Here is an 18,357-nt window from a genome sequence, read left to right as displayed (position 1 = left end):
CGGGAACGGTGTGTCACATCCGTCGTGCACACCACTGATGTGACACAACGTTCCTGCACAAGGCTGGCAGGATGGCGACCATGACAGCGGAGTCCGGCCCGGCCCACGACCCCCCGGCGACTGCGGGGCAGGACGACCTGCCCGCCAGCCACCCGCCGAGCGACCATCCCCGACCGCACCCCCTGCTGAGCGACGCCGGTGACGTCGCCGTCGCCGTGATCGGCGCGGGGGCGATGGGCAGCGGCATCGCGCAGGTTGCGGCGCAGGCGGGACACCCGGTGGTCCTCGTCGACGCACAGCCGGGCGCTGCCGACCGCGCCGTCGAGCGGCTCGGCGCCACCCTGGACCGGCTGGTCGCGAAGGGTCGCCTGGACGCGGACCAGGCGAGGGACGTGCTGGGCCGGGTGCGACCGCATACCGCCAAGGACATGTCCACGGTGCCCCCCGTGGCGCTGGTCGTCGAGGCCGTCGTCGAGCACCTGGACGTCAAGCGGGCGATCTCCCGCCAGCTGGAGGGCGCGCAGCCGGCCACGACCGTGCTGGCCACCAACACCTCCAGCCTGTCCATCGACGGGATCGTGGAGGAGGCGCAGACCGGGCACGACGCCGCGTCCCACGGCGGGGTCTCTCCCGCGCTGCAGCGGCCGGGGCAGGTGCTCGGGCTGCACTTCTTCAACCCGCCGCCGCTGATGCGCCTGGTGGAGGTCATCTCCGGCTCGGCCACGGACGGGCAGGTCCTGGACGCTGCCAGTGAGCTGATGCGGCGCTGGGGCAAGACCCCGGTGCGGTGCACGTCGACGCCCGGGTTCATCGTCAACCGGGTCGCCCGCCCCTTCTACGGCGAGGCCCAGCGCATGGTCGAGGAGGGCATCGCCGACCCCGCGACGCTCGACCTTGCCCTGCGCGGGGCCGGTTTCCGGATGGGCCCGTTCGAACTGACCGACCTGATCGGGCAGGACGTCAACCTGGCGGTCGGGGAGTCGGTATGGCGTCAGACCGGTGAGGACCCCCGCTACGCCCCCACCGACTGGCAGCGCGCCCTGGTGCGCGAGGGTCGCCTGGGCCGCAAGACCGGACGGGGGGTCTTCTCCTACGGCGAGGACGGCTCTGCCACCGACGCCGAGCCGGACGAGCAGCTCGCGCAACGCCTCGTCGGCGGTCCGGTCCACCAGGACCCGGTGGCCCGGACGCTGGCCATGCTGGTCAACGAGGGCGTGGATCTCGTCCAACGCGGCGAGGCCACCGCGGAGGACGTCGACACCGCGATGCGGCTCGGCACCAACTACCCCAAGGGACCGTTCGGGTGGCTCGAGGAGCTCGGGCGGGAGACGGTCCGGGCGACGCTGGCGGAGCTGGAGGCCCGCTACCCCGGGGGCCGCTACCGGCCGAGCGAGGCGCTGTGAGCGGCCAAGGCCCGGTCGGCGAGCCGGAGCAAGCGGGCCTGGGCCGGCCGGATCTCCCGCACGTCAACGCCATGTGGGCCGCCGACGAGGCATCCCGAGCCCTCGGTATCGAGGTGCTGCAGCTCGAGGTGGACACCGCGGGCGCCACGCCGGTCGGTCGGGCCCGCACCCGCATGCGGGTGACCGCCGCGATGGTCAACGGGCACGAGATCGCGCACGGCGGGTACATCTTCACCCTCGCCGACTCCACCTTCGCCCTGGCCTGCAACGCGACCGGGCGGCTCACCGTCGCAGCTGGCGCCGACATCACCTACGTCGCCGCGGGGCGGCTCGGTGACGTCCTGGTGGCGACCGCCGTGGAGCGGGTGCGGTACGGGCGGAGCGGGATCACCGACGTCACCGTCACCCGCGCGTCCGACGGAGCGGTGCTCGCCGAGTTCCGGGGGCGCAGCCGCTCCCTCCCGACGCCCACGGAGGTGACGCGATGACCCTTCCCGAGATCACCCCCCGGCCCGACCTGTACGACGAGGCGGAGAACTGGTCGGTCGACGAGCTGCGCACCCGGCAGCTGGAGCGTCTGCAGGGGGCGGTGCTCCGCGCCAGCCGGATCCCGCACTACCAGGCCCAGCTCGAGGCGCGCGGCGTGCACCCGGACGACATCCGGAGCCTGGACGACATACGCCTGCTGCCGTTCACCACCAAGGACGACCTGCGCACGAACTACCCGTTCGGGATGCTGGCCGTCCCCCGGGAGCAGTGCGTCCGGGTCCACGCCAGCTCGGGCACCACCGGCCTGCCCACCGTGGTCGGCTACACCAGCGGCGACATCGACACGTGGGCGGGCCTCGTGGCCCGCTCGCTGCGGGCGGCGGGCGTCCGCCCGGGCCAGATGGTGCACGTCGCCTACGGCTACGGGCTGTTCACCGGCGGGCTCGGGGCGCACTACGGCGTCGAGCGGCTGGGGTGCACTGCGGTGCCGATGAGCGGGGGTCAGACCGAGAAGCAGATCCAGCTCATCCGGGACCTGCGACCGGACGCCATCATGGTGACGCCCTCCTACTTCCTGACCATGGTCGACCACGTCCGGAGCCTGGGCCTGGACCCGCGCGAGACCTCCCTGCGGCTCGGCGTCTTCGGCGCCGAGCCCTGGACGGAGGCGATGCGGGCCGAGATCGAGCAGTCCTGCGGCATGCACGCCACGGACATCTTCGGGCTCTCCGAGATGATGGGGCCCGGGGTGGCCCAGGAGTGCGTCGAGACCAAGGACGGGCTGACGCTCTGGGAGGACCACTTCTACCCCGAGATCATCGACCCGATCACCGAGGAGCCGGTCCCCGACGGCGAGGAGGGCGAGCTGGTGCTGACCTCTCTGACCCGGGAGGCGATGCCCGTGCTGCGCTACCGCACCCGGGACCTGACGCGTCTGCTGCCCGGCACCGCGCGACCCTCGATGCGGCGGATGGCCAAGATCACCGGCCGGTCCGACGACCTGATGATCGTGCGCGGCGTCAACGTCTTCCCCACCCAGATCGAGGAGCTGGTGCTGCAGATCGACGGGCTCGCCCCACACTTCCAGTGCATCCTCACCCGACCGTCACGGCTCGACGAGCTCACGATCAACGTCGAGACGGCGCCCGGGGTGCCGGCGGAGCGCCACGAGGCTCTGGCCCGCGAGCTGTCGGCACAGATCAAGTCCCGCATCGGCACCTCGGCCCGGGTCGTGGTGCTCGCCGAGGGTGGGATCGAGCGCTCGGTGGGCAAGGCGCGCCGCATCGTCGACCAGCGGCCGCTGGGCTGAGTCGATCCGCTGCCGCCCTGTCGCGTGCCCTGATCGACCTCTCCACGTGTCCTGTCGGGCCTTCTCCCGTGTCCTGTCGGGCTCTTTCCCGTGTTCTGTCGTCACGATCCTTGTGTCGTCACGATCCGGTCACGTCTGAGCCGGTTCCTTGGTGTCCTTCTTGTGCTCTGACCAGCGGCTTCCTAGGATCCGCGTCATGACGTCGTGGTCCGGGTTCGCCCTCGCGCGTGCCCGGGCCGCTGCGGGGCTGCTGCTGACCCTGCTGGTCCTCGTCACCGTGACGACCGGCATCATCGCCGGGACAGTCGGCTACTCGCAGGCCGCCGCGACCACCGCCGCCCGGGGGGCGCTGAGCTCTGGGGAGCCCACCGAGACCGGTGTGCAGGTGCAGACACGGCTCGCCGAGGACCCCGAGGCGCAGGACTCCATGGCCCGGGAGGCCATCGTCGACGCCTTCGCGCCCGCCCCGGTCTCCATCGGCCGCACGGTGGTCACCGAGCCGCGGCCGGTGCAGCGCGACGGAGAGTCCTTCGAGGGCCGGGTGGTGCTGCTGGGTGGACCCGACCTCGCCCTGGGCGGACAGAGCTCCCGGGTCGAGGAGCTGGTGTCCGTCGTCGAGGGCAGTTGGCCCGCCGTGGGTGGGCCGGACGCCAGCGGACAGGACGCCAGCGAGCAGGACGTCGTCCGCGGTCAGGGCGCCCTGCACGTCGGGGCCGCGCAGGCCTGGGACGTCTCGGTGGGCGACGTCCTGGTGGTCGAGGACCGCGAGATCGAGGTCACCGCGACGTGGGAGCCGACCGACACCCAGGACGCCTTCTGGTTCGGCGACGACCTGGCCCGCACCGGTCAGGTGGACTCCGACTACGGTCCCCTGGTCGTCGACGAGGGCGTGGCCCGGGAGATCGGCACCCCGTTCGTGCGCTGGCCGGTGCGCCCCGACGCCTCGGAGATCTCCCCGGACGACCTCGCCGTGCTCGCCGCGGGGGCCGAGAACCTGCGCGGCGACCTCGGGGACGTCGACGGCGTCGGGGTCCGGGGCATCACCATCGACGGTGACCTCGCGCCGACCGCGGCCACCGCCGCCACCAACCTGGCCACCGCCCGCGCCCTCGGCGTGGTCCCGCTCTCGGTGCTCGTCCTGGTGACCGGGCTCGCCGTGGTCCAGCTGGCCCGGCTGCTGACCACGACCCGCGAGGGCCAGGTCCAGCTGCTGGTCGCCCGCGGCGCCGCACGTCGCCAGGTCCTGCTGACCGGCTTCCTGGAGTCCTCGGTCGTCGCCGTGCTCGGCGCCGCGCTGGGTGCGGTCGCCGCCTGGGGTTTGATGCAGCTGGTGCCCGGTGGCGACCTGGTCGGCCGTACCGTCCTCACCACCGCCCTCGTCACGCTGGTCGGCGTGCTCCTCGTGCTCGGCGCCGTCGCCGCCCTCCAGGCCGGACGGCTCTCCGGTGGCCAGGCCGTGGCCGACCGGTCCGGCCGCGCCCGGGCGGCAACGGCGCTGGCCACCCTCGTCCTGGTGCTCGCCGCGGCCGGCGTGTCCTGGTGGCAGCTGGACCGGGCCGGCTCCCCCCTCGTCCGCCGCGCGGACGGGACCCTGGGCACCGACCTGGTCGCCGGGGCAGCTCCCGCGCTGCTGCTCGCGGCGGCAGCCGTCGTCGCCGCCGCCCTGCTCGGCCCGCTCTCGCGTGCCGTCGAGCTGGCCACCCGACCCTCGCGCTCGGCGGGCGGTCACCTGGCCTCGGCCCAGGTCTCCCGCCACCTGACCGTGTATGCCGTGCCCGTCGTCCTCACCGTGCTCGCCGTCGGCGCCACCACGATGGCCGCCCTCTACGCCGGGACCTCGGCGCAGCTGCGCGACGACCTGGCCGATGTCACCGAGGGCGCGCCGCTGCGGGCGGACCTGGTCCGCCCCCCGGCGACCGTCGAGCCCGGCGTCGTGCCACCTCCGCCGGTGGACATCACGACCCTTCCGGAGATCGACCGGGCCACGCTGGTCTGGCTGGACGACAACGCCCGCGTCGGCGACCTCGTCCTGCCGCTCACCGCTGCGGACACCGGTGGCCTGGACGCCGTGGCCAACCGCATGGCCGGCGACCGCTCGCTGGTCCCGACAGGGCTGCACCAGCTGCGCTCCGAGGACGGCGACGAGCTGCTCGCTACGGGCGCGATCGAGGTCCCCGCCGGCGCCGAGACTCTCATGGTCGAGCTGGCGGTCGAGCGCGAACTGGACCCGTGGGGGTTCGCCTACCTGGAGAGCTTCGAGGAGAGCCAGGAGCAGTACCTCGAGGCGCTCGCCGAGGCGGGAATGACCGCCCCGCAGGAGCCGGACCCTCGGACCGCAGCGGTGCTGCAGCTGGACCAGACAGTCGCCGACCTGGCGGAGCCGACGGAGTTCGAGGTGCGGCTGCTGGTCCGGGACACCGCCACCGGCGTCGCCAACACCGTGCCGGGTGCGCCGGTCGTCGTCCCGGGCCTGGAGCTGACCTACGACGAGGACGACCCGACGGACGTCACCGTGGAGCCCGCCTCGGCGAGCGACACGGTCGAGTTCACCCTCCAGCCAGGCCGTGCGGTGACGGTCGAGGCGATCGAGGTCGCCAGAGCCGGAGCATCCGGCCCGGTCTTCATGAGCTACACCATCGACCAGTACATCGAGCACGAGATCCGGCTCCGCGTCCGGAGCGGCGGGCAGGACCTCCTGGCCACCACCGCGACCCCCTGGGGCTCCCAGCAGGCCATGACCCCGAACCAGGCCCTCGCGGACCTCGACCGACGCGCCGCTGCCCTGGAGGAGGGCCCTTACCACCGGCAGCAGATAGAGATCCACTCCGAGGACAACTGGTCGATGTACACCGAGTCCAACTACGTACCGATCGATCCCATCCTCGACACGGACGGCGCTAGCTGGACCATCCTGATGGGGCCGCCCAGCGGGGACCCGACGGCGGGCCCCACCCTGACCATCGCCCCTGGCGCGGAGTACGTCCGGCCGCCGCACCTGGGTGGCGCTGTGCCGCGGGACATGCCCACCACCGAGGACGACGAGGCCTCCGGCGGTCCGCGGATCCCGGTGGCCCTGACCCCTGCCGCGGCCGACGCTGCCGGTCTCGTGGTCGGGGATGTCTTCGAGCTCACCATGTCCGGCCAGCGCCGTCCGGCCGTGCTCACCGACGTGGTGCCCGCCGTCCCGGGCCGGACCCAGCCGCAGGCAGCCCTGGTCGACAGCACGGCTCTGGGCACCCTGCTGGCCACGACCCAGGCCAGCCTCCCGTGGCCGAGCCAGGTGTGGGCCACCCCAGCGGTCCCCGTCGAGGACGCCGTGGTCGCGCTCCGCGACCAGCCGGACCTGCGCGCGGTCACCGGGCCGGGCAGCGTCACCGTCACCGACGCCACCAGCGCGGCCCGCCTCGTCTTCTGGGTCGCTTCCGCCGGCGCGGTGCTGCTCGCCCTCACCGGCATCGCCGCGATGGCCGCCACCCTGGTGTCCGCCCGCCGGCCGGAGGTCGCCGTGCTGCGCGCGCTGGGTATGGAGCCCGGCGCCCAGGCGCGCTCCCGCGCCGCCGAGCTGGCCGGCGTGGTGCTGGCCGCGGTGCTCATGGGCCTGGCGGCCGGCTGGGCGGTCAGCGCCCTGGTCGTCCCCGAGCTGGCCTCCGCCACGACCCAGCCCGGGCGGGTGCAGCTGCCGGCCGTCCTGCGCCTCGAGGCCGGGCCGTGGGTGATCCTCCTCACCGCCGGTGCGGTGGTGCTCGGTCTGCTCACCCTCGTCCTCACCCGCCAGGTGCGCGGACAGGCCCTGGACGACGAGTACCGCGAGGAGGTGCGCTGATGGGCCGGCACTCCACCCCCTCCCGCCGCGTCCGGCGCCGCGGCTCGGGCGGCCTGACCCCGGGTCGGCTGGGCGCCCGGCAGTTCGCCTCCGACCCATGGGTCTCCCTCGGGCTGGCGCTGCTGGTGGGCCTGGTCGCCCTTCTGCTGACCGCGGTCCCGCGCGCCCTCACCGACGTCCAGTCCCGGCAGCTGGTGCAGGACGTCACCAGCCTCTCGGCGGCGCAGCGCGACGTGGTGGGGACGTGGAACCGGACGGTGGAGATCCCGACCTTCCAGGTGTGGGCTCCGGACATGGTGGACCTCGACGACGACGAGCACGAGGAGCTGGTCCAGGACCCGTGGAGGCCGTTCCGCGAGGGCGCCGAGCGGATCCGGACCGAGCAGCCCGAGCCGCTGCGCGACGTGCTGCAGCCCGCGCAGCTGGTGGCCGAGCTCAACCAGCCCTTCACCTGGGTCCCCGAGGTCGAGACCGGCTTCGTCAGCGCCTCCTTCACCCTCACAGTCGACCCGGACCTGTCAACGCACGTGGAGCTGGTCGACGGTGACTGGCCGGCGCTGACCTACCGGGACCGGTCGATGTTCGGTGGCGTCGGTCCGGAGCAGGGCATCATCACGGAGGATGGTGAGGAGGAGGACGCCGGGGAGGGCGACCCTGAGGTGGGCGACATCCCCGAGGTCATGCTCTCCCAGGACGCGGCCGACCAGCTGCTCGTCAAGCCCGGAGACGTCATCGAGGACGTCAACGCGCAGACCCTGCTGCTCTCCGGCACCTACCGGGTCAGCGACCCGGACGACCCGCGCTGGCAGCACATCGACTCCGCCGACCGGCTGGGGATCATCCCTGACCCGGACGCCGGCACCTCCGTGTTCGCGGCGGCCTTCCTGTCCCCGCAGAACCGCGGTGCGCTCGGCCAGCCGGCCACGGTGGACATGCGGCTCTGGTACCCGGTCGGCCCGGCCGGGATCACCGGGCGCACCGACGAGGTCACGACCCTGCGCACCCAGCTGACCACCTTCCTGGCCCAGCAGCACGTCCTCGTCCCGGCCGCCGAGGTCTGGGACGGCCCTGACCAGCTCCCGGTCTTCTCCGCAGACCTCGCCCCCACCCTGGACCGCATCGCGGCGCAGCAGCGCGCGACCAGCTCCCTGCTGGCCGTCGTCGCCGCGGGTCCCCTCGGCGTGGCGCTGGCCGTGGCGGCGCTGGGGGCGCGGCTGGTCGTCCACCGCCGCCAGCCCGCCCTCGCGATGGCCCTGGCGCGCGGCGCCGCGCCCTCGCAGCTGCGCACCTTGGTCGCGCTCGAGGGGCTGCTGCTCGGCATACCGGCTGCTGCCCTGGGCCACCTGGGCGCCACGCTGCTCCTGCCCGGCCCCACCCCGTGGTGGCAGTGGGCGGTGACCACGGCGATCGCCCTGGTGCCGTCGGTGACCCTGGCCGCCTCCCTCGACGATGCCTCGCTGCTGCAGCGACGCAGCGACCTCAGCGGGCGCAGCGGCAGCCGATGGCGGTGGGTCGTCGAGCTCGCCCTGGTCGGCCTGGCCGCGCTGGCGACCTGGCGGCTCCTGGACCGCGGAGAGCGGGGCGACGACGCCGCCGAGAGCGGCATCGACCTGCTCGCCGCGGCCACGCCCGTGCTGCTGGCGCTGGCCGCCTGCGTGGTCACGCTGCGCCTCTACCCGCTGCCCCTCGCGGCGCTGACCCGTAGCTTGCGCGGGCGCCGGTCGTTGACCCCGTTCCTGGGGGCCGCCCGGGCCCTGCGCGACCCCGCCGGGGGGCTGGTCCCGGCGCTCGCCGTCGTGCTGGGGACCGCGATCGCCCTGGTCAGCGCCGTCCTGCTGTCGACCGTGACCCGCGGGGCCGAGGTGGCGGCGTGGGAGAACAACGGCGCGGCAATCCGGGTGACCGGGCCGCCGCTGACCGACGACCTGCGCGAGCGGCTGCAGCAGATCGACGGCGTCAGCGCCGTGGCCGGGATCGCGGACAGCGGTCAGACGGCCCGGCTCACAGTCGACGGGACCCGCCGGGCGGCCCGGGTCTGGCTGGTCGACGCACCGGTCCAGGAGGTACAGGCGGACGCCCCGGTCGACCTGCTGCCGGCCGAGATCTTCGCCGGAAGCACCGAGGGCCCCGCCCCTATCGCCACCCTGCGCAGCCTGAGCGTCGAGGACGACGAGCGCGAGGGGCTCACCCTGTCCCGAGTCGGCGACGTGGATGTCGTGGCCCACCTGCCCCAGCTGCCGGGGGCCGCACGCGCCGGTGGCCTCGTCGTGGACCGCGAGGTGTGGGAGGCCACCGGGTCCAGCGGCCCGCTGGCCAACATCATCCTCATCGGTCTGGCCGACGGCGCCGACCCGGACTGGGTCGCCGACGAGGTGGGCCGGACCATGGGCGAGCGCTCCGGGGTGCGGACCACGGTGGCCGAGCAGCTGCGGTCGTTCACGCAGGCGCCGGTGACCGAGGGGCTGACCCGGCTCTTCGTCGGCGCCACCGTGGTCTCCGGCCTGCTCACCGTGCTCGCGGTCGTGGTCGTGCAGCTGATGGGCTCCGTCGCCCGGGCCCGCCTGCTCGCCCTGCTGCGCACCCTCGGCCTGGCCCCCTCGCAGACCCGCGCCCTCACCGCCTGGGAGCTGGCGCCGCTGCTCACGGTCTCCGCCGTGGTCGGCGGGCTGCTCGGCATCGCCGTCCCCTGGGTGCTGCTGCGCGGGCTGGACCTGACCGGCCTCACCGGGGGCGCCGCCCAGCCCCCGCTGGTCCTGGACCCGCTGCTGCTGGCGCTCGTGCTCGGCGCCGTCGTCCTCACCGTCCTGATCGCCATCGCCGTCAGCGCCTGGCTCGCCGGCCGCACCAACCTCGCGCAGGCCCTGCGCGTCGGGGAAGAGAGGTAACCATGGCCACCGACCAACCTGTGATCTGGTGCGAGGACCTCGTCCGGATCTACTCCACCGAGGGTGTCGAGGTGCAGGCCCTGCAGGGGCTCAACCTCGTCGTCGACCCCGGTGACGTCGTCGCCCTCGTCGGCGCCTCCGGCTCGGGCAAGTCGACCCTGCTGGGGATCCTCTCCGGCCTCGACCGGCCGACCGGCGGTCGGGCCCGGGTCGCGGGGGTGGACCTGCTGACGATGAGCCGGGCGCAGCGGGTGGACTACCAGCGGCACACCGTGGGCTTCGTCTGGCAGCAGACCTCGCGCAACCTGCTGCCCTTCCTCACCGCCGCCGAGAACGTCGCCCTGCCGATGGTCATCAGCGGCCGTCGGCAACGGTCTGAGCGAGTCCAGATGCTGCTGGACCTGCTGGGCATCGGCGACCTCGGCGCCCGGCGGCCGGCCGAGCTGTCCGGCGGCCAGCAGCAGCGGGTGGCGATCGCGACGGCCCTGGCCAACACCCCCGCGGTGCTGCTCGCCGACGAGCCCACCGGGGAGCTGGACGACGCCTCCTCCGCCCAGGTGCTGGACGCCATGCGTCAGGCCGCCGGCGAGCTGGGCACCACCGTCCTGGTCGTGACCCACGACCCGACCGTGTCCGACCACGTGCGGCGCACGGTCGCGATCCGCGACGGGCGCACCTCCACCGAGGTGCTCAGGTATGTCGTGACCGACGCCGACGGCACGGTGCGGCAGATCGCCAAGGAGTACACCGTCATCGACCGCGCCGGCCGGATCCAGCTGCCGAAGGCGCACGTCGAGGCGCTCGGGCTGCGCGACCGGGTCCGGATCGAGAAGGAGAGCGAGCACGTGCAGGTCTGGCCCGACGACGAGCACGAGCGGCGGGGCGGGGACGAGCCCGTCACGGCCGAGGGTCGGCCCGCACCGGCCGAGGGTGAGGAGCGGTGATGGGTGAGCGGACGGCATACCCGGAGGAGGGCTCGCGCACGCAGGGCCGCGCGGTGCTGGTCGGCCGGGGGCTGCGCCGCACCTTCGGCAGCGGCGCGACCGAGGTGCACGCGCTGGACGGGGTCGATATCGAGGTGCCCGCGGGCGCGATCACCGTCGTGCGCGGCCCTTCCGGCTCGGGCAAGACGACGCTGCTCAACCTGCTGGGCGGGCTGGACCGACCGAGCGCGGGGCAGGTGCTGCTCGACGACGGTCGGGTGCTCTCGGAGCTGCCCGAGAAGGAGGTGCTCGCGGTGCGCCGCGAGCGGATCGGCTACGTCTTCCAGAGCTTCGGGCTCGTCCCGGTGCTGTCCGCCGCCGAGAACGTGGAGGTGCCGCTGCGGCTGCAGAAGGTCGCCGTGGGCGAGCGGACCGAGCGGGTCGAGCAGGCGCTGGCGATGGTGGGGCTGGAGCGGCACGCGAGGCAGCGGCCGTACGAGCTCTCCGGCGGGCAGCAGCAGCGGGTCGGCATCGCGCGGGCCCTGGTCTCGCGGCCGGACATCCTCATCGCCGACGAGCCGACCGGACAGCTGGACTCCGAGACCGGCGCGCTCATCATGGACCTCCTCGCCCGGGTCACGCACGAGCAGCAGATCGCCTCGGTGGTCTCCACCCACGACCCGGTGCTGATGAGCCGGGCGGACCAGGTGGTGCAGCTGCAGGACGGCAGGCGGGTCAGCGGCGAGGGGTGAGCGCGCGGTGCTGTGGGGTGGTCAGGCCCACCACAGCAGCAGGAGCAGGACCGCCGGCAGGGCGAGGACCCCGACCGCACCGCTCGTGAGCGCGAGCCGCAGGCCCGCCGGGGCCGGGGGCTGGGCCAGCAGCTGCAGCCGGGTCCCCACCTGGGTGTCCGCGGCGCCGAGGGCGTGCTGCAGGCGCGGCTCCTGCAGCAGGTCCCGGTGGGTGAGATCCCCGTCCGTCGTGCCCCGACCCGCCCTTCCCCCGCCCGTCGCGGAGGTCGAGGCCGCGTGGTCGTCCAGCGCCTCGGGAGCCACCATCGCCACGAGCGCGCGGGCCAGCGCCGGGGCAGAGGTCCGGGCGGCGGCCCGGTGGTCGGCCAGCACCTCGGCGAGGAGGTGCACCTCGTGCAGCGCGGTGTGCGCCCGGACGCGGGCCGGCACCGCCTTGTGCAGCACGGTGAACAGCTCGAGAAGCAGGTCGTGGCGGTGGTCCAGGTGCGCCTGCTCGTGGGCCAGCACCGCCCGCAGCTCCTCGTGCCCCAGCCGCTCGACCGTGGCGCGGGTGAGCACGATCCGGTCGCCCTTGCCGGGCAGGCAGAAGGCGGTCGGCGCCGGGTGGGCCAGGACCCGGATCGGGTCCCGCGCGGTCCGGTCCTTACCGCCCTCACGGTCCCCGCGGCCTCCATAGCCCTGCGCACCCGACCGGCCGTCACCGTCCTCGAGGTCCTCCAGGCGCTCGCCCAGCAGGTCGACCATGGCACGGTGCTCGGCGCGCAGCCGGCGCAGGTCGGTGCCCACGCGATGGCCGGACCACAGCACGCGGGCCAGCATCCCGGCCGAGACGGCGACAGCGAGGCCGAGCAGCCACGGGTGCCGCAGCCCGGAGGTGAGGACCGCAACCGGGGCGGCCAGCAGCGCGCAGACCACGCCGGCGACCGAGACGGACTGCCACAGCAGCAGCGCCCGAGCAGGATCGGTGCGCTGGCGACGCCAGCGGGCCAGGGTCCCCGGCACCACGAGGGTCAGCAGGACAGCGCTCGTGATGAGCGCGACCGTGACGAAGGTCCCCGTCACCGTCAGCCGTGGCGCCGCTCGACCTCGGCGAGGGCGGCGCGCAGGTCGTCGATCTCGGCCGGGGTCGCGTCGTCCAGGAAGTGCAGCATCGCCACGCGGCGGTCCGCCTGCACGTGGTCGAAGGCGGAGCGCACCGCCGTCGCGGCCAGCTCCTCGCGACTCGCCGCCGCGGTGTAGCGCCACGCGCGACCGTCACGGGTGCGGTCGGCGAGCCCCTTCTTGGCCAGCCGGTCCAGGACGGTCATCACGGTCGTGTAGGCCAGCTCCTTGGAGCCGGCCTCCGTCAACCGGTCCATGACGTCGCGCACGGACAGGTCCGGGCCGTGGGACCAGAGGGCGTCCATGACGGCGCGCTCGAGGTCGCCGAGAGAGGTAGAGCGAAGGGCCATAGGGCCCATTCTACTGCGCTACGTCGTAGACCCGTACGGGCAATGTCTAGGGCCGTACGGGCAAGGGAGAGACGGCTCTGCCCACCGTCTGGCAGGATCTGGGCCCATGCACGTCCTCGTCACCGGCGGCGCCGGCTACATCGGGTCCCACACCGTCCTGCAGCTGGTCGCGGCGGGCCACCAGGTGCTCATCGTCGACGACTTCTCCAACAGCCGCCCCAGCGTGCTGGAGCGGCTCGAGGAGCTGGCCGGTCGGCCGATCCCCGCGCACGCCTTCGACGTCGCCGACACCGAGCAGCTGGACGCCCTGTTCACCGAGCAGGAGCAGGAGGGTATGCCGGTCGACGCGGTCATCCACTTCGCCGCCTTCAAGGCGGTGGGCGACTCGGTCGCGCAACCGCTGGCCTACTACCGCAACAACCTCGGCGCCACCCTGGCGGTCGCCGAGACGATGGTGCGGCACGGCATACCCGACCTGGTCTTCTCCTCCTCAGCGACCGTCTACGGCGCGAAGGCCCCGGTGCCGATGACCGAGGACCTGCCGGTGTCGGCGACGAACCCCTACGGGTGGACCAAGGTGATGAGCGAGCAGATCCTGCGGGACGCCGTCGTCGCCCACCCCGGGCTGCGGGTGGCGCTGCTGCGGTACTTCAACCCGGTCGGGGCCCACCCCAGCGGCCGGATCGGCGAGGACCCGGCCGATGTCCCCAACAACCTGATGCCCTACCTCGCCCAGGTCGCGGTCGGCCGGCGGGAGAAGCTGTCGGTGTTCGGCGACGACTACGACACCGTGGACGGCACCGGGGTGCGCGACTACATCCACGTGGAGGACCTGGCCGCGGGGCACCTGGCCGCCCTGGAGCAGCTGCGCGGGCACGACGAGCCGCTGTCGGTGTGGAACCTGGGCACCGGACGAGGCACGTCGGTGCTGGAGCTGGTCGCCGCCTTCGAGCGGGCCAGCGGCCGGGAGATCCACTACGAGATCGTCGGCCGCCGCCCCGGCGACATCGCCAGCTCCTACGCCGACCCCGCCCGTGCAGAGGCGGAGCTCGGCTGGCGGGCGACGCGCACGGTCGAGGACATGTGCGCCGACACCTGGCGCTGGCAGCAGGCCAACCCGGAGGGCTACCCGGCCTGACGGTCCCGCTCGCGGGGCGCGGCCTGCGCTGAACGGCTAGGTTCAGGGGCATGTCCGACATCGCTTCGCTCTGGTGGTTGTGGATCGTCCTCGCGGTCGTCGTCCTCGCGGCCCTCATCGCGTGGGCCCTCATCGCCCGGAGGAAGCGCCTGGAGACCGCCCGCAAGGAGGCGGCAGCACTGCGTACCCGCGCGCAGCAGAGCGAGGGTGTCGCGGCGGGCGCGGAGGAGAGGGCCGCCCAGCTGCAGGCGCAGGCCCGCGAGGCGCAGCAGAAGGCGGACGAGCTCTACGCCCAGGCGGAGGAGGCCACCCGCCAGGCCCGCGAGCAGCGCGACCGGGTGACCGGCACCTTCGTCGACGCCGACGAGGTCGACCCCGACGCGAAGAAGAAGCGGCGCTAGAGGAAGAAGCGGCGCTAGAGCCTGCGACAATACGGGCATGCTGCCTGCTGCCCGCACCCCCCTCGCCGAGCTCTCCCCGCCCATCGCGCTGGGTGCCCTGGACGGTCGCTACCGGGCCGTCGTCGCGCCCCTGGTCGACCACCTCTCCGAGGCCGCGCTCAACCGGGCCCGGCTGCACGTCGAGGTCGAGTGGCTGATCCACCTGGTCACCCTGGAGGTCGTGCCGGGGGCCGACCGCCTCAGCGACGCCGAGCAGGCCAGTCTGCGTGACCTGGTCACCGGCTTCGACGCCGCCGCCATCGCCGAGCTGGCCCAGATCGAGGCCGAGACGGTGCACGACGTCAAGGCGGTCGAGTACTACGTGCGCCGCCGCCTCGTGGAGGTCGTCGGCGAGCAGCGCGCGGCCACCCTCGGCGAGCTCGTCCACTTCGCCTGCACCAGCGAGGACATCAACAACACCTCCTACGCCCTGATGGTCCGCGGCGCGGTCGAGCAGGTCTGGCTGCCGCGCGCCCGTGCCCTGGTCGAGCAGCTCTCCGGTATGGCGCGCGAGCTCGCCGAGGTGCCGCTGCTGGCGCACACGCACGGCCAGCCGGCCACGCCGACGACGATGGGCAAGGAGCTCGCCGTGCTCGCCTGGCGCCTGACCCGGCAGCTGGACCGGGTGGGGGGCCGGGACAGCACCGCATACCTGGCGAAGATGAACGGGGCCACCGGCACCTACGGCGCCCACGTGGAGGCGGTGCCGGGGGCGGACTGGCAGCAGGTCAGCCGCACCTTCGTAGAGGGCCTCGGGCTCACCTGGAACCCGCTGACCACCCAGATCGAGAGCCACGACTGGCAGGCCGAGCTCTACGGCGACATCGCGCGCTTCAACCGCATCCTGCACAACCTGTGCACCGACGTCTGGACCTACATCTCGATGGGCTACTTCGCCCAGGTCCGCGGTCAGGGCACGGTCGGGTCCTCGACGATGCCGCACAAGGTCAACCCGATCCGCTTCGAGAACGCCGAGGCCAACCTCGAGGTGTCCAACGCGCTGCTGGACGTGCTCTCCTCGACGCTGGTCACCAGCCGGCTGCAGCGCGACCTCACCGACTCGTCCATGCAGCGCAACATCGGCACCGCGCTGGGGCACAGCCTGCTGGCGGTGGACAACGCCTCCCGGGGGCTCGCGGGGCTGGACGCGGTGCCCGCGGCGATGGCTGCCGACCTCGACGCCAACTGGGAGGTGCTGGCCGAGCCGATCCAGTCCGTGATGCGCGCGCTCGCCGCACGCGGCGTGGAGGGGATGGCCAACCCCTACGAGCGGCTCAAGGAGCTGACCCGCGGACGGCGGATCGGCCGGGCCGAGCTGGTCGAGTTCGTCCGCGGGCTGGGGCTGCCCCCGGAGGAGGAGGCGCGGCTGGTCGCGCTCACGCCCGCCTCCTACGTCGGCATCGCGCCTGAGCTGGTCGAGCACCTCTCCTGATGGACGGCTGGGTCTGGGAGCGGACCGAGCAGGACGCGCCGCTGGCGGCGGGACGCTTCGCGGCCGACGGGATGCGGCTGGTGACGGTGCAGCAGCCGACGTCGGCCGACCTGCGCGAGACCCAGGCCGCCCTCGCCGCCGCCCTGCGCCTGCCCTCCCCGGCCGAGCGCAACCTCGACACCTTCGCCGACGCCCTCCGCGACCTGAGCGTGTGGTGGAAGGGGCAGACGGTGGCGCTCGTCTGGGAGGGCGCAGGGCTGCTGCGGGAGGCCGACGAGCCCGCCTGGCAGCTGCTGGCCGGCCTTCTCGACGGGGCGCAGGTGCCGACGATCGCGGTGGTCGGCTCGGTCGAGCCTGACCTCACGCAGCCGCCGACCCCGCGGGACGGCGAGGTATGAGGTTTCCGCCCTGGCTCGTCGGGCTGGTGGTGGCGCTGCTCCTCGGTGCCCTGTGGTGGTCGCTCGCGTGGGACGGCGGCGTCGGGCGCACCGCCCCAGGTGCCGAACCTGGCCCGACCGGGACGGACACCCGGCCGTGGGACGGGATCGACGCGTGCGAGGACGACGTCCTGCCCGCGACCACGGTCCCCGTCGTCGAGGACATCTGGACCGGCGGTCCGTACGACTACCCGGACCGGGACGGCACCCGGTTCGGCAACTACGAGGGATACCTGCCCGACGAGGACCTCGGCTACTACCGCGAGTACACCGTGCGCACCCCTGGGCTGGACCACCGTGGCCCCCGCCGGATCGTCACCGGCGGAGGCGCGGAGGATGAGCCCGAGGTCTGGTACTACACCGAGGACCACTACGAGAGCTTCTGCGAGTTCGCTCCCTGACCGGCGCTGCGCCAGTCTCCGGGCCAGTCTGAGGGGTCAGCTGAGCTGGGTCTCAGCTGCGGCGGGAGATCACGACGTACGCGACCGCACCCACCGTCAGCTGGGCGATGAGCAGGAAGAAGATGATCATCATGACCTCGGCGCCCAGCCCGATCGCGACCGCCGCGGCGCCGGTGAGCGGGAAGGCGGCCAGACCCAGGACCGCCAGCGACCGGGTCAGCAGCGCGTCGTCACGCTCGTCCCCGGCGGAGGTGAAGGCGCGCTCGAAGGTCGACGCCTTGTCGGGGGCCCGGGAGACCCGCCAGAGCGCCACCCCTGCCAGTACCAGGCCGACGGCGGCGCCCTGCAGGAAGCCGGTGCCCATGTTGCCGGGGCCGTACTCGCGCAGCAGCAGGCCGACCCCGATGACGAGGGCGAGCAGCAGCCCGACGCCCAGGAAGGCGCCCGTCTTCTGCCGGGCGGTGAGCTCACTGGTCCACATGGAAGATCTCCTCGACGGTGGTGTTGAAGTGGCGGGCGATGGCGATGGCCAGCGGGAGCGACGGGTCGTACTTCTCGGTCTCGATCGAGTTGATGGTCTGGCGCGAGACGGACAGCTGCTCGCCGAGCTCCCGCTGCGACAGGCCCGCGGCCATCCGGAGCCTCTTGACCTCGTTGCGCATCGACCCTCCTGTGGTCATGACGACGGTCGCCTGGGTGACAAGCGACCTTGACGTGTCAAAGGTACTTGACCTCACCGCACAGTGTCAAGACTCCTTGACTCAGTACGCTGTACGTGGCCACCTTCGCAACTTCTACCATTTGCCCTCACATACCCCGAGGGGGTATGTTGGAGGGATGACTGTGCGTGGGTACTCCGGGACCAAGGACGACTACCTCAAGCGGCTGCGCCGCGTCGAGGGGCAGGTCCGCGGCATCGCCCGCATGGTGGAGGAGGACACCTACTGCATCGATGTCCTCACCCAGGTGAGCGCGGTCACCAAGGCACTGCAGGCGGTCAGCCTGGGGCTGCTGGAGGACCACATCAGCCACTGCGTGGTCGAGGCGGCGGCCGAGTCGGAGGAGGCCAAGGACGTCAAGGTCCGCGAGGCCGCCGACGCGATCGCCCGCCTGGTCCGCAGCTGACGGGACCCGACCGACCAGGGCCGGCGCACGGCATACCACCACCATCCGAGGAGAGAACATGACCGAGCAGCAGCGCAGCGACTCCCCCGCCGTCGAGCAGGCCGAGGAGACCGGGCAGGTCCAGACCACGAAGGTCGTCGTCAGCGGCATGACCTGCGGCCACTGCACCTCTGCGGTGACCGAGGAGCTCAAGGAGGTCCCCGGCGTCCTCCAGGTCCGCATCGACAACCTCGTCGCGGGCGGCGACACCGACGTCTTCGTCGACTCCGACGGCCCGCTCGACCTCGGCGCGGCACGTGCCGCCGTCGAGGAGGCCGGCTACACCGCCACCCTCTGACGCCGACAGGAC

The 18,357-nt window shown here is 73.4% G+C and carries 18 protein-coding genes; 14 read left to right on the top strand and 4 right to left on the bottom strand.

Features of this window, described 5'->3' with window-relative positions; genetic code table 11:
- Positions 1-71 precede the first annotated feature (71 nt).
- From ESZ52_RS01130 to ESZ52_RS01100, 7 genes are all read left to right on the top strand, one after another.
- Positions 72-1,403: a 3-hydroxyacyl-CoA dehydrogenase NAD-binding domain-containing protein gene (locus tag ESZ52_RS01130; protein WP_238154699.1), complete on the top strand. Its 1,332-nt coding sequence runs from the start codon at positions 72-74 to the stop codon at positions 1,401-1,403.
- The gene (gene paaI / locus ESZ52_RS01125; protein ID WP_238154700.1) at positions 1,400-1,891 is read left to right on the top strand and encodes a hydroxyphenylacetyl-CoA thioesterase PaaI; all 492 of its coding nucleotides are present in this window, start codon (positions 1,400-1,402) and stop codon (positions 1,889-1,891) included. The genes ESZ52_RS01130 and paaI overlap by 4 nt, the downstream gene beginning before the upstream one ends.
- Positions 1,888-3,201 carry a phenylacetate--CoA ligase PaaK gene (paaK, locus tag ESZ52_RS01120; protein WP_131103313.1) on the top strand — a complete coding sequence of 438 codons (1,314 nt, stop codon included), beginning with the start codon at positions 1,888-1,890 and terminating at the stop codon, positions 3,199-3,201. Before paaI ends, paaK begins: the two co-directional genes overlap by 4 nt.
- 196 nt (positions 3,202-3,397) lie before the next feature.
- Positions 3,398-7,024 carry an FtsX-like permease family protein gene (locus ESZ52_RS01115; protein WP_131103312.1) on the top strand — a complete coding sequence of 1,209 codons (3,627 nt, stop codon included), beginning with the start codon at positions 3,398-3,400 and terminating at the stop codon, positions 7,022-7,024.
- On the top strand, positions 7,024-9,909 hold the full coding sequence (locus ESZ52_RS01110; protein ID WP_131103311.1) for an FtsX-like permease family protein: 2,886 nt from the start codon (positions 7,024-7,026) through the stop codon (positions 9,907-9,909). The genes ESZ52_RS01115 and ESZ52_RS01110 overlap by 1 nt, the downstream gene beginning before the upstream one ends.
- A gap of 2 nt (positions 9,910-9,911) precedes the next feature.
- Positions 9,912-10,853 (top strand): ABC transporter ATP-binding protein, encoded by a 942-nt coding sequence (locus ESZ52_RS01105; RefSeq protein ID WP_131103310.1) that lies wholly within the window; start codon positions 9,912-9,914, stop codon positions 10,851-10,853.
- Complete coding sequence (locus ESZ52_RS01100) at positions 10,853-11,584, top strand: ABC transporter ATP-binding protein (protein WP_131103309.1); 732 nt, start codon at positions 10,853-10,855, stop codon at positions 11,582-11,584. Before ESZ52_RS01105 ends, ESZ52_RS01100 begins: the two co-directional genes overlap by 1 nt.
- Before the next feature lie 21 nt (positions 11,585-11,605).
- Here the strand turns inward: ESZ52_RS01100 and ESZ52_RS01095 are convergent, their stop codons facing one another.
- Together ESZ52_RS01095 and ESZ52_RS01090 are read right to left on the bottom strand one after the other, a co-directional pair.
- Complete coding sequence (locus ESZ52_RS01095; protein ID WP_131103308.1) at positions 11,606-12,646, bottom strand: M48 family metalloprotease; 1,041 nt, start codon at positions 12,644-12,646, stop codon at positions 11,606-11,608.
- A gap of 2 nt (positions 12,647-12,648) precedes the next feature.
- Entirely contained in the window at positions 12,649-13,035 is a 387-nt protein-coding gene (locus tag ESZ52_RS01090; protein WP_131103307.1) for a BlaI/MecI/CopY family transcriptional regulator, read from the bottom strand.
- 106 nt (positions 13,036-13,141) lie between these two features.
- Between ESZ52_RS01090 and galE the strand changes: the two genes are divergently transcribed.
- Genes galE through ESZ52_RS01065 form a run of 5 tightly spaced genes read left to right on the top strand, consistent with a single transcriptional unit; the run spans position 13,142 to position 16,883 of the window.
- Positions 13,142-14,173 carry a UDP-glucose 4-epimerase GalE gene (gene galE, locus ESZ52_RS01085; RefSeq protein ID WP_131103306.1) on the top strand — a complete coding sequence of 344 codons (1,032 nt, stop codon included), beginning with the start codon at positions 13,142-13,144 and terminating at the stop codon, positions 14,171-14,173.
- Between the two features lie 50 nt (positions 14,174-14,223).
- Complete coding sequence (locus ESZ52_RS01080) at positions 14,224-14,574, top strand: hypothetical protein (protein ID WP_131103305.1); 351 nt, start codon at positions 14,224-14,226, stop codon at positions 14,572-14,574.
- Between the two features lie 37 nt (positions 14,575-14,611).
- Positions 14,612-16,045: an adenylosuccinate lyase gene (gene purB, locus ESZ52_RS01075; RefSeq protein ID WP_131103304.1), complete on the top strand. Its 1,434-nt coding sequence runs from the start codon at positions 14,612-14,614 to the stop codon at positions 16,043-16,045.
- Positions 16,045-16,443, top strand: coding sequence for a barstar family protein (locus tag ESZ52_RS01070; protein WP_131103303.1), 399 nt, complete (start codon positions 16,045-16,047; stop codon positions 16,441-16,443). Before purB ends, ESZ52_RS01070 begins: the two co-directional genes overlap by 1 nt.
- Positions 16,440-16,883 carry a guanyl-specific ribonuclease gene (locus ESZ52_RS01065; protein WP_131103302.1) on the top strand — a complete coding sequence of 148 codons (444 nt, stop codon included), beginning with the start codon at positions 16,440-16,442 and terminating at the stop codon, positions 16,881-16,883. Before ESZ52_RS01070 ends, ESZ52_RS01065 begins: the two co-directional genes overlap by 4 nt.
- Before the next feature lie 52 nt (positions 16,884-16,935).
- Here ESZ52_RS01065 and ESZ52_RS01060 read toward each other — a convergent pair whose 3' ends face one another.
- Positions 16,936-17,364, bottom strand: a complete 429-nt coding sequence (locus ESZ52_RS01060) for a hypothetical protein (RefSeq protein WP_131103301.1) — start codon at positions 17,362-17,364, stop codon at positions 16,936-16,938.
- Positions 17,351-17,545 carry a helix-turn-helix transcriptional regulator gene (locus tag ESZ52_RS01055; RefSeq protein ID WP_131103300.1) on the bottom strand — a complete coding sequence of 65 codons (195 nt, stop codon included), beginning with the start codon at positions 17,543-17,545 and terminating at the stop codon, positions 17,351-17,353. The genes ESZ52_RS01060 and ESZ52_RS01055 overlap by 14 nt, the downstream gene beginning before the upstream one ends.
- Positions 17,546-17,726: 181 nt before the next feature.
- On the opposite strand from ESZ52_RS01055, the gene ESZ52_RS01050 reads away from it, so the two are divergent.
- Together ESZ52_RS01050 and ESZ52_RS01045 are read left to right on the top strand one after the other, a co-directional pair.
- Positions 17,727-18,008 (top strand): metal-sensitive transcriptional regulator, encoded by a 282-nt coding sequence (locus tag ESZ52_RS01050; RefSeq protein WP_131106350.1) that lies wholly within the window; start codon positions 17,727-17,729, stop codon positions 18,006-18,008.
- 58 nt (positions 18,009-18,066) lie between these two features.
- Complete coding sequence (locus tag ESZ52_RS01045; RefSeq protein ID WP_131103299.1) at positions 18,067-18,345, top strand: cation transporter; 279 nt, start codon at positions 18,067-18,069, stop codon at positions 18,343-18,345.
- The last annotated feature ends 12 nt before the right edge of the window (positions 18,346-18,357 follow it).

This window comes from Ornithinimicrobium sufpigmenti, from assembly GCF_004322775.1.
Taxonomy (GTDB): Bacteria; Actinomycetota; Actinomycetes; order Actinomycetales; family Dermatophilaceae; genus Ornithinicoccus; species Ornithinicoccus sufpigmenti.
Note: the sequence above shows the minus strand (reverse complement) of the source record. Positions and strands in the feature narration are given on the sequence as shown.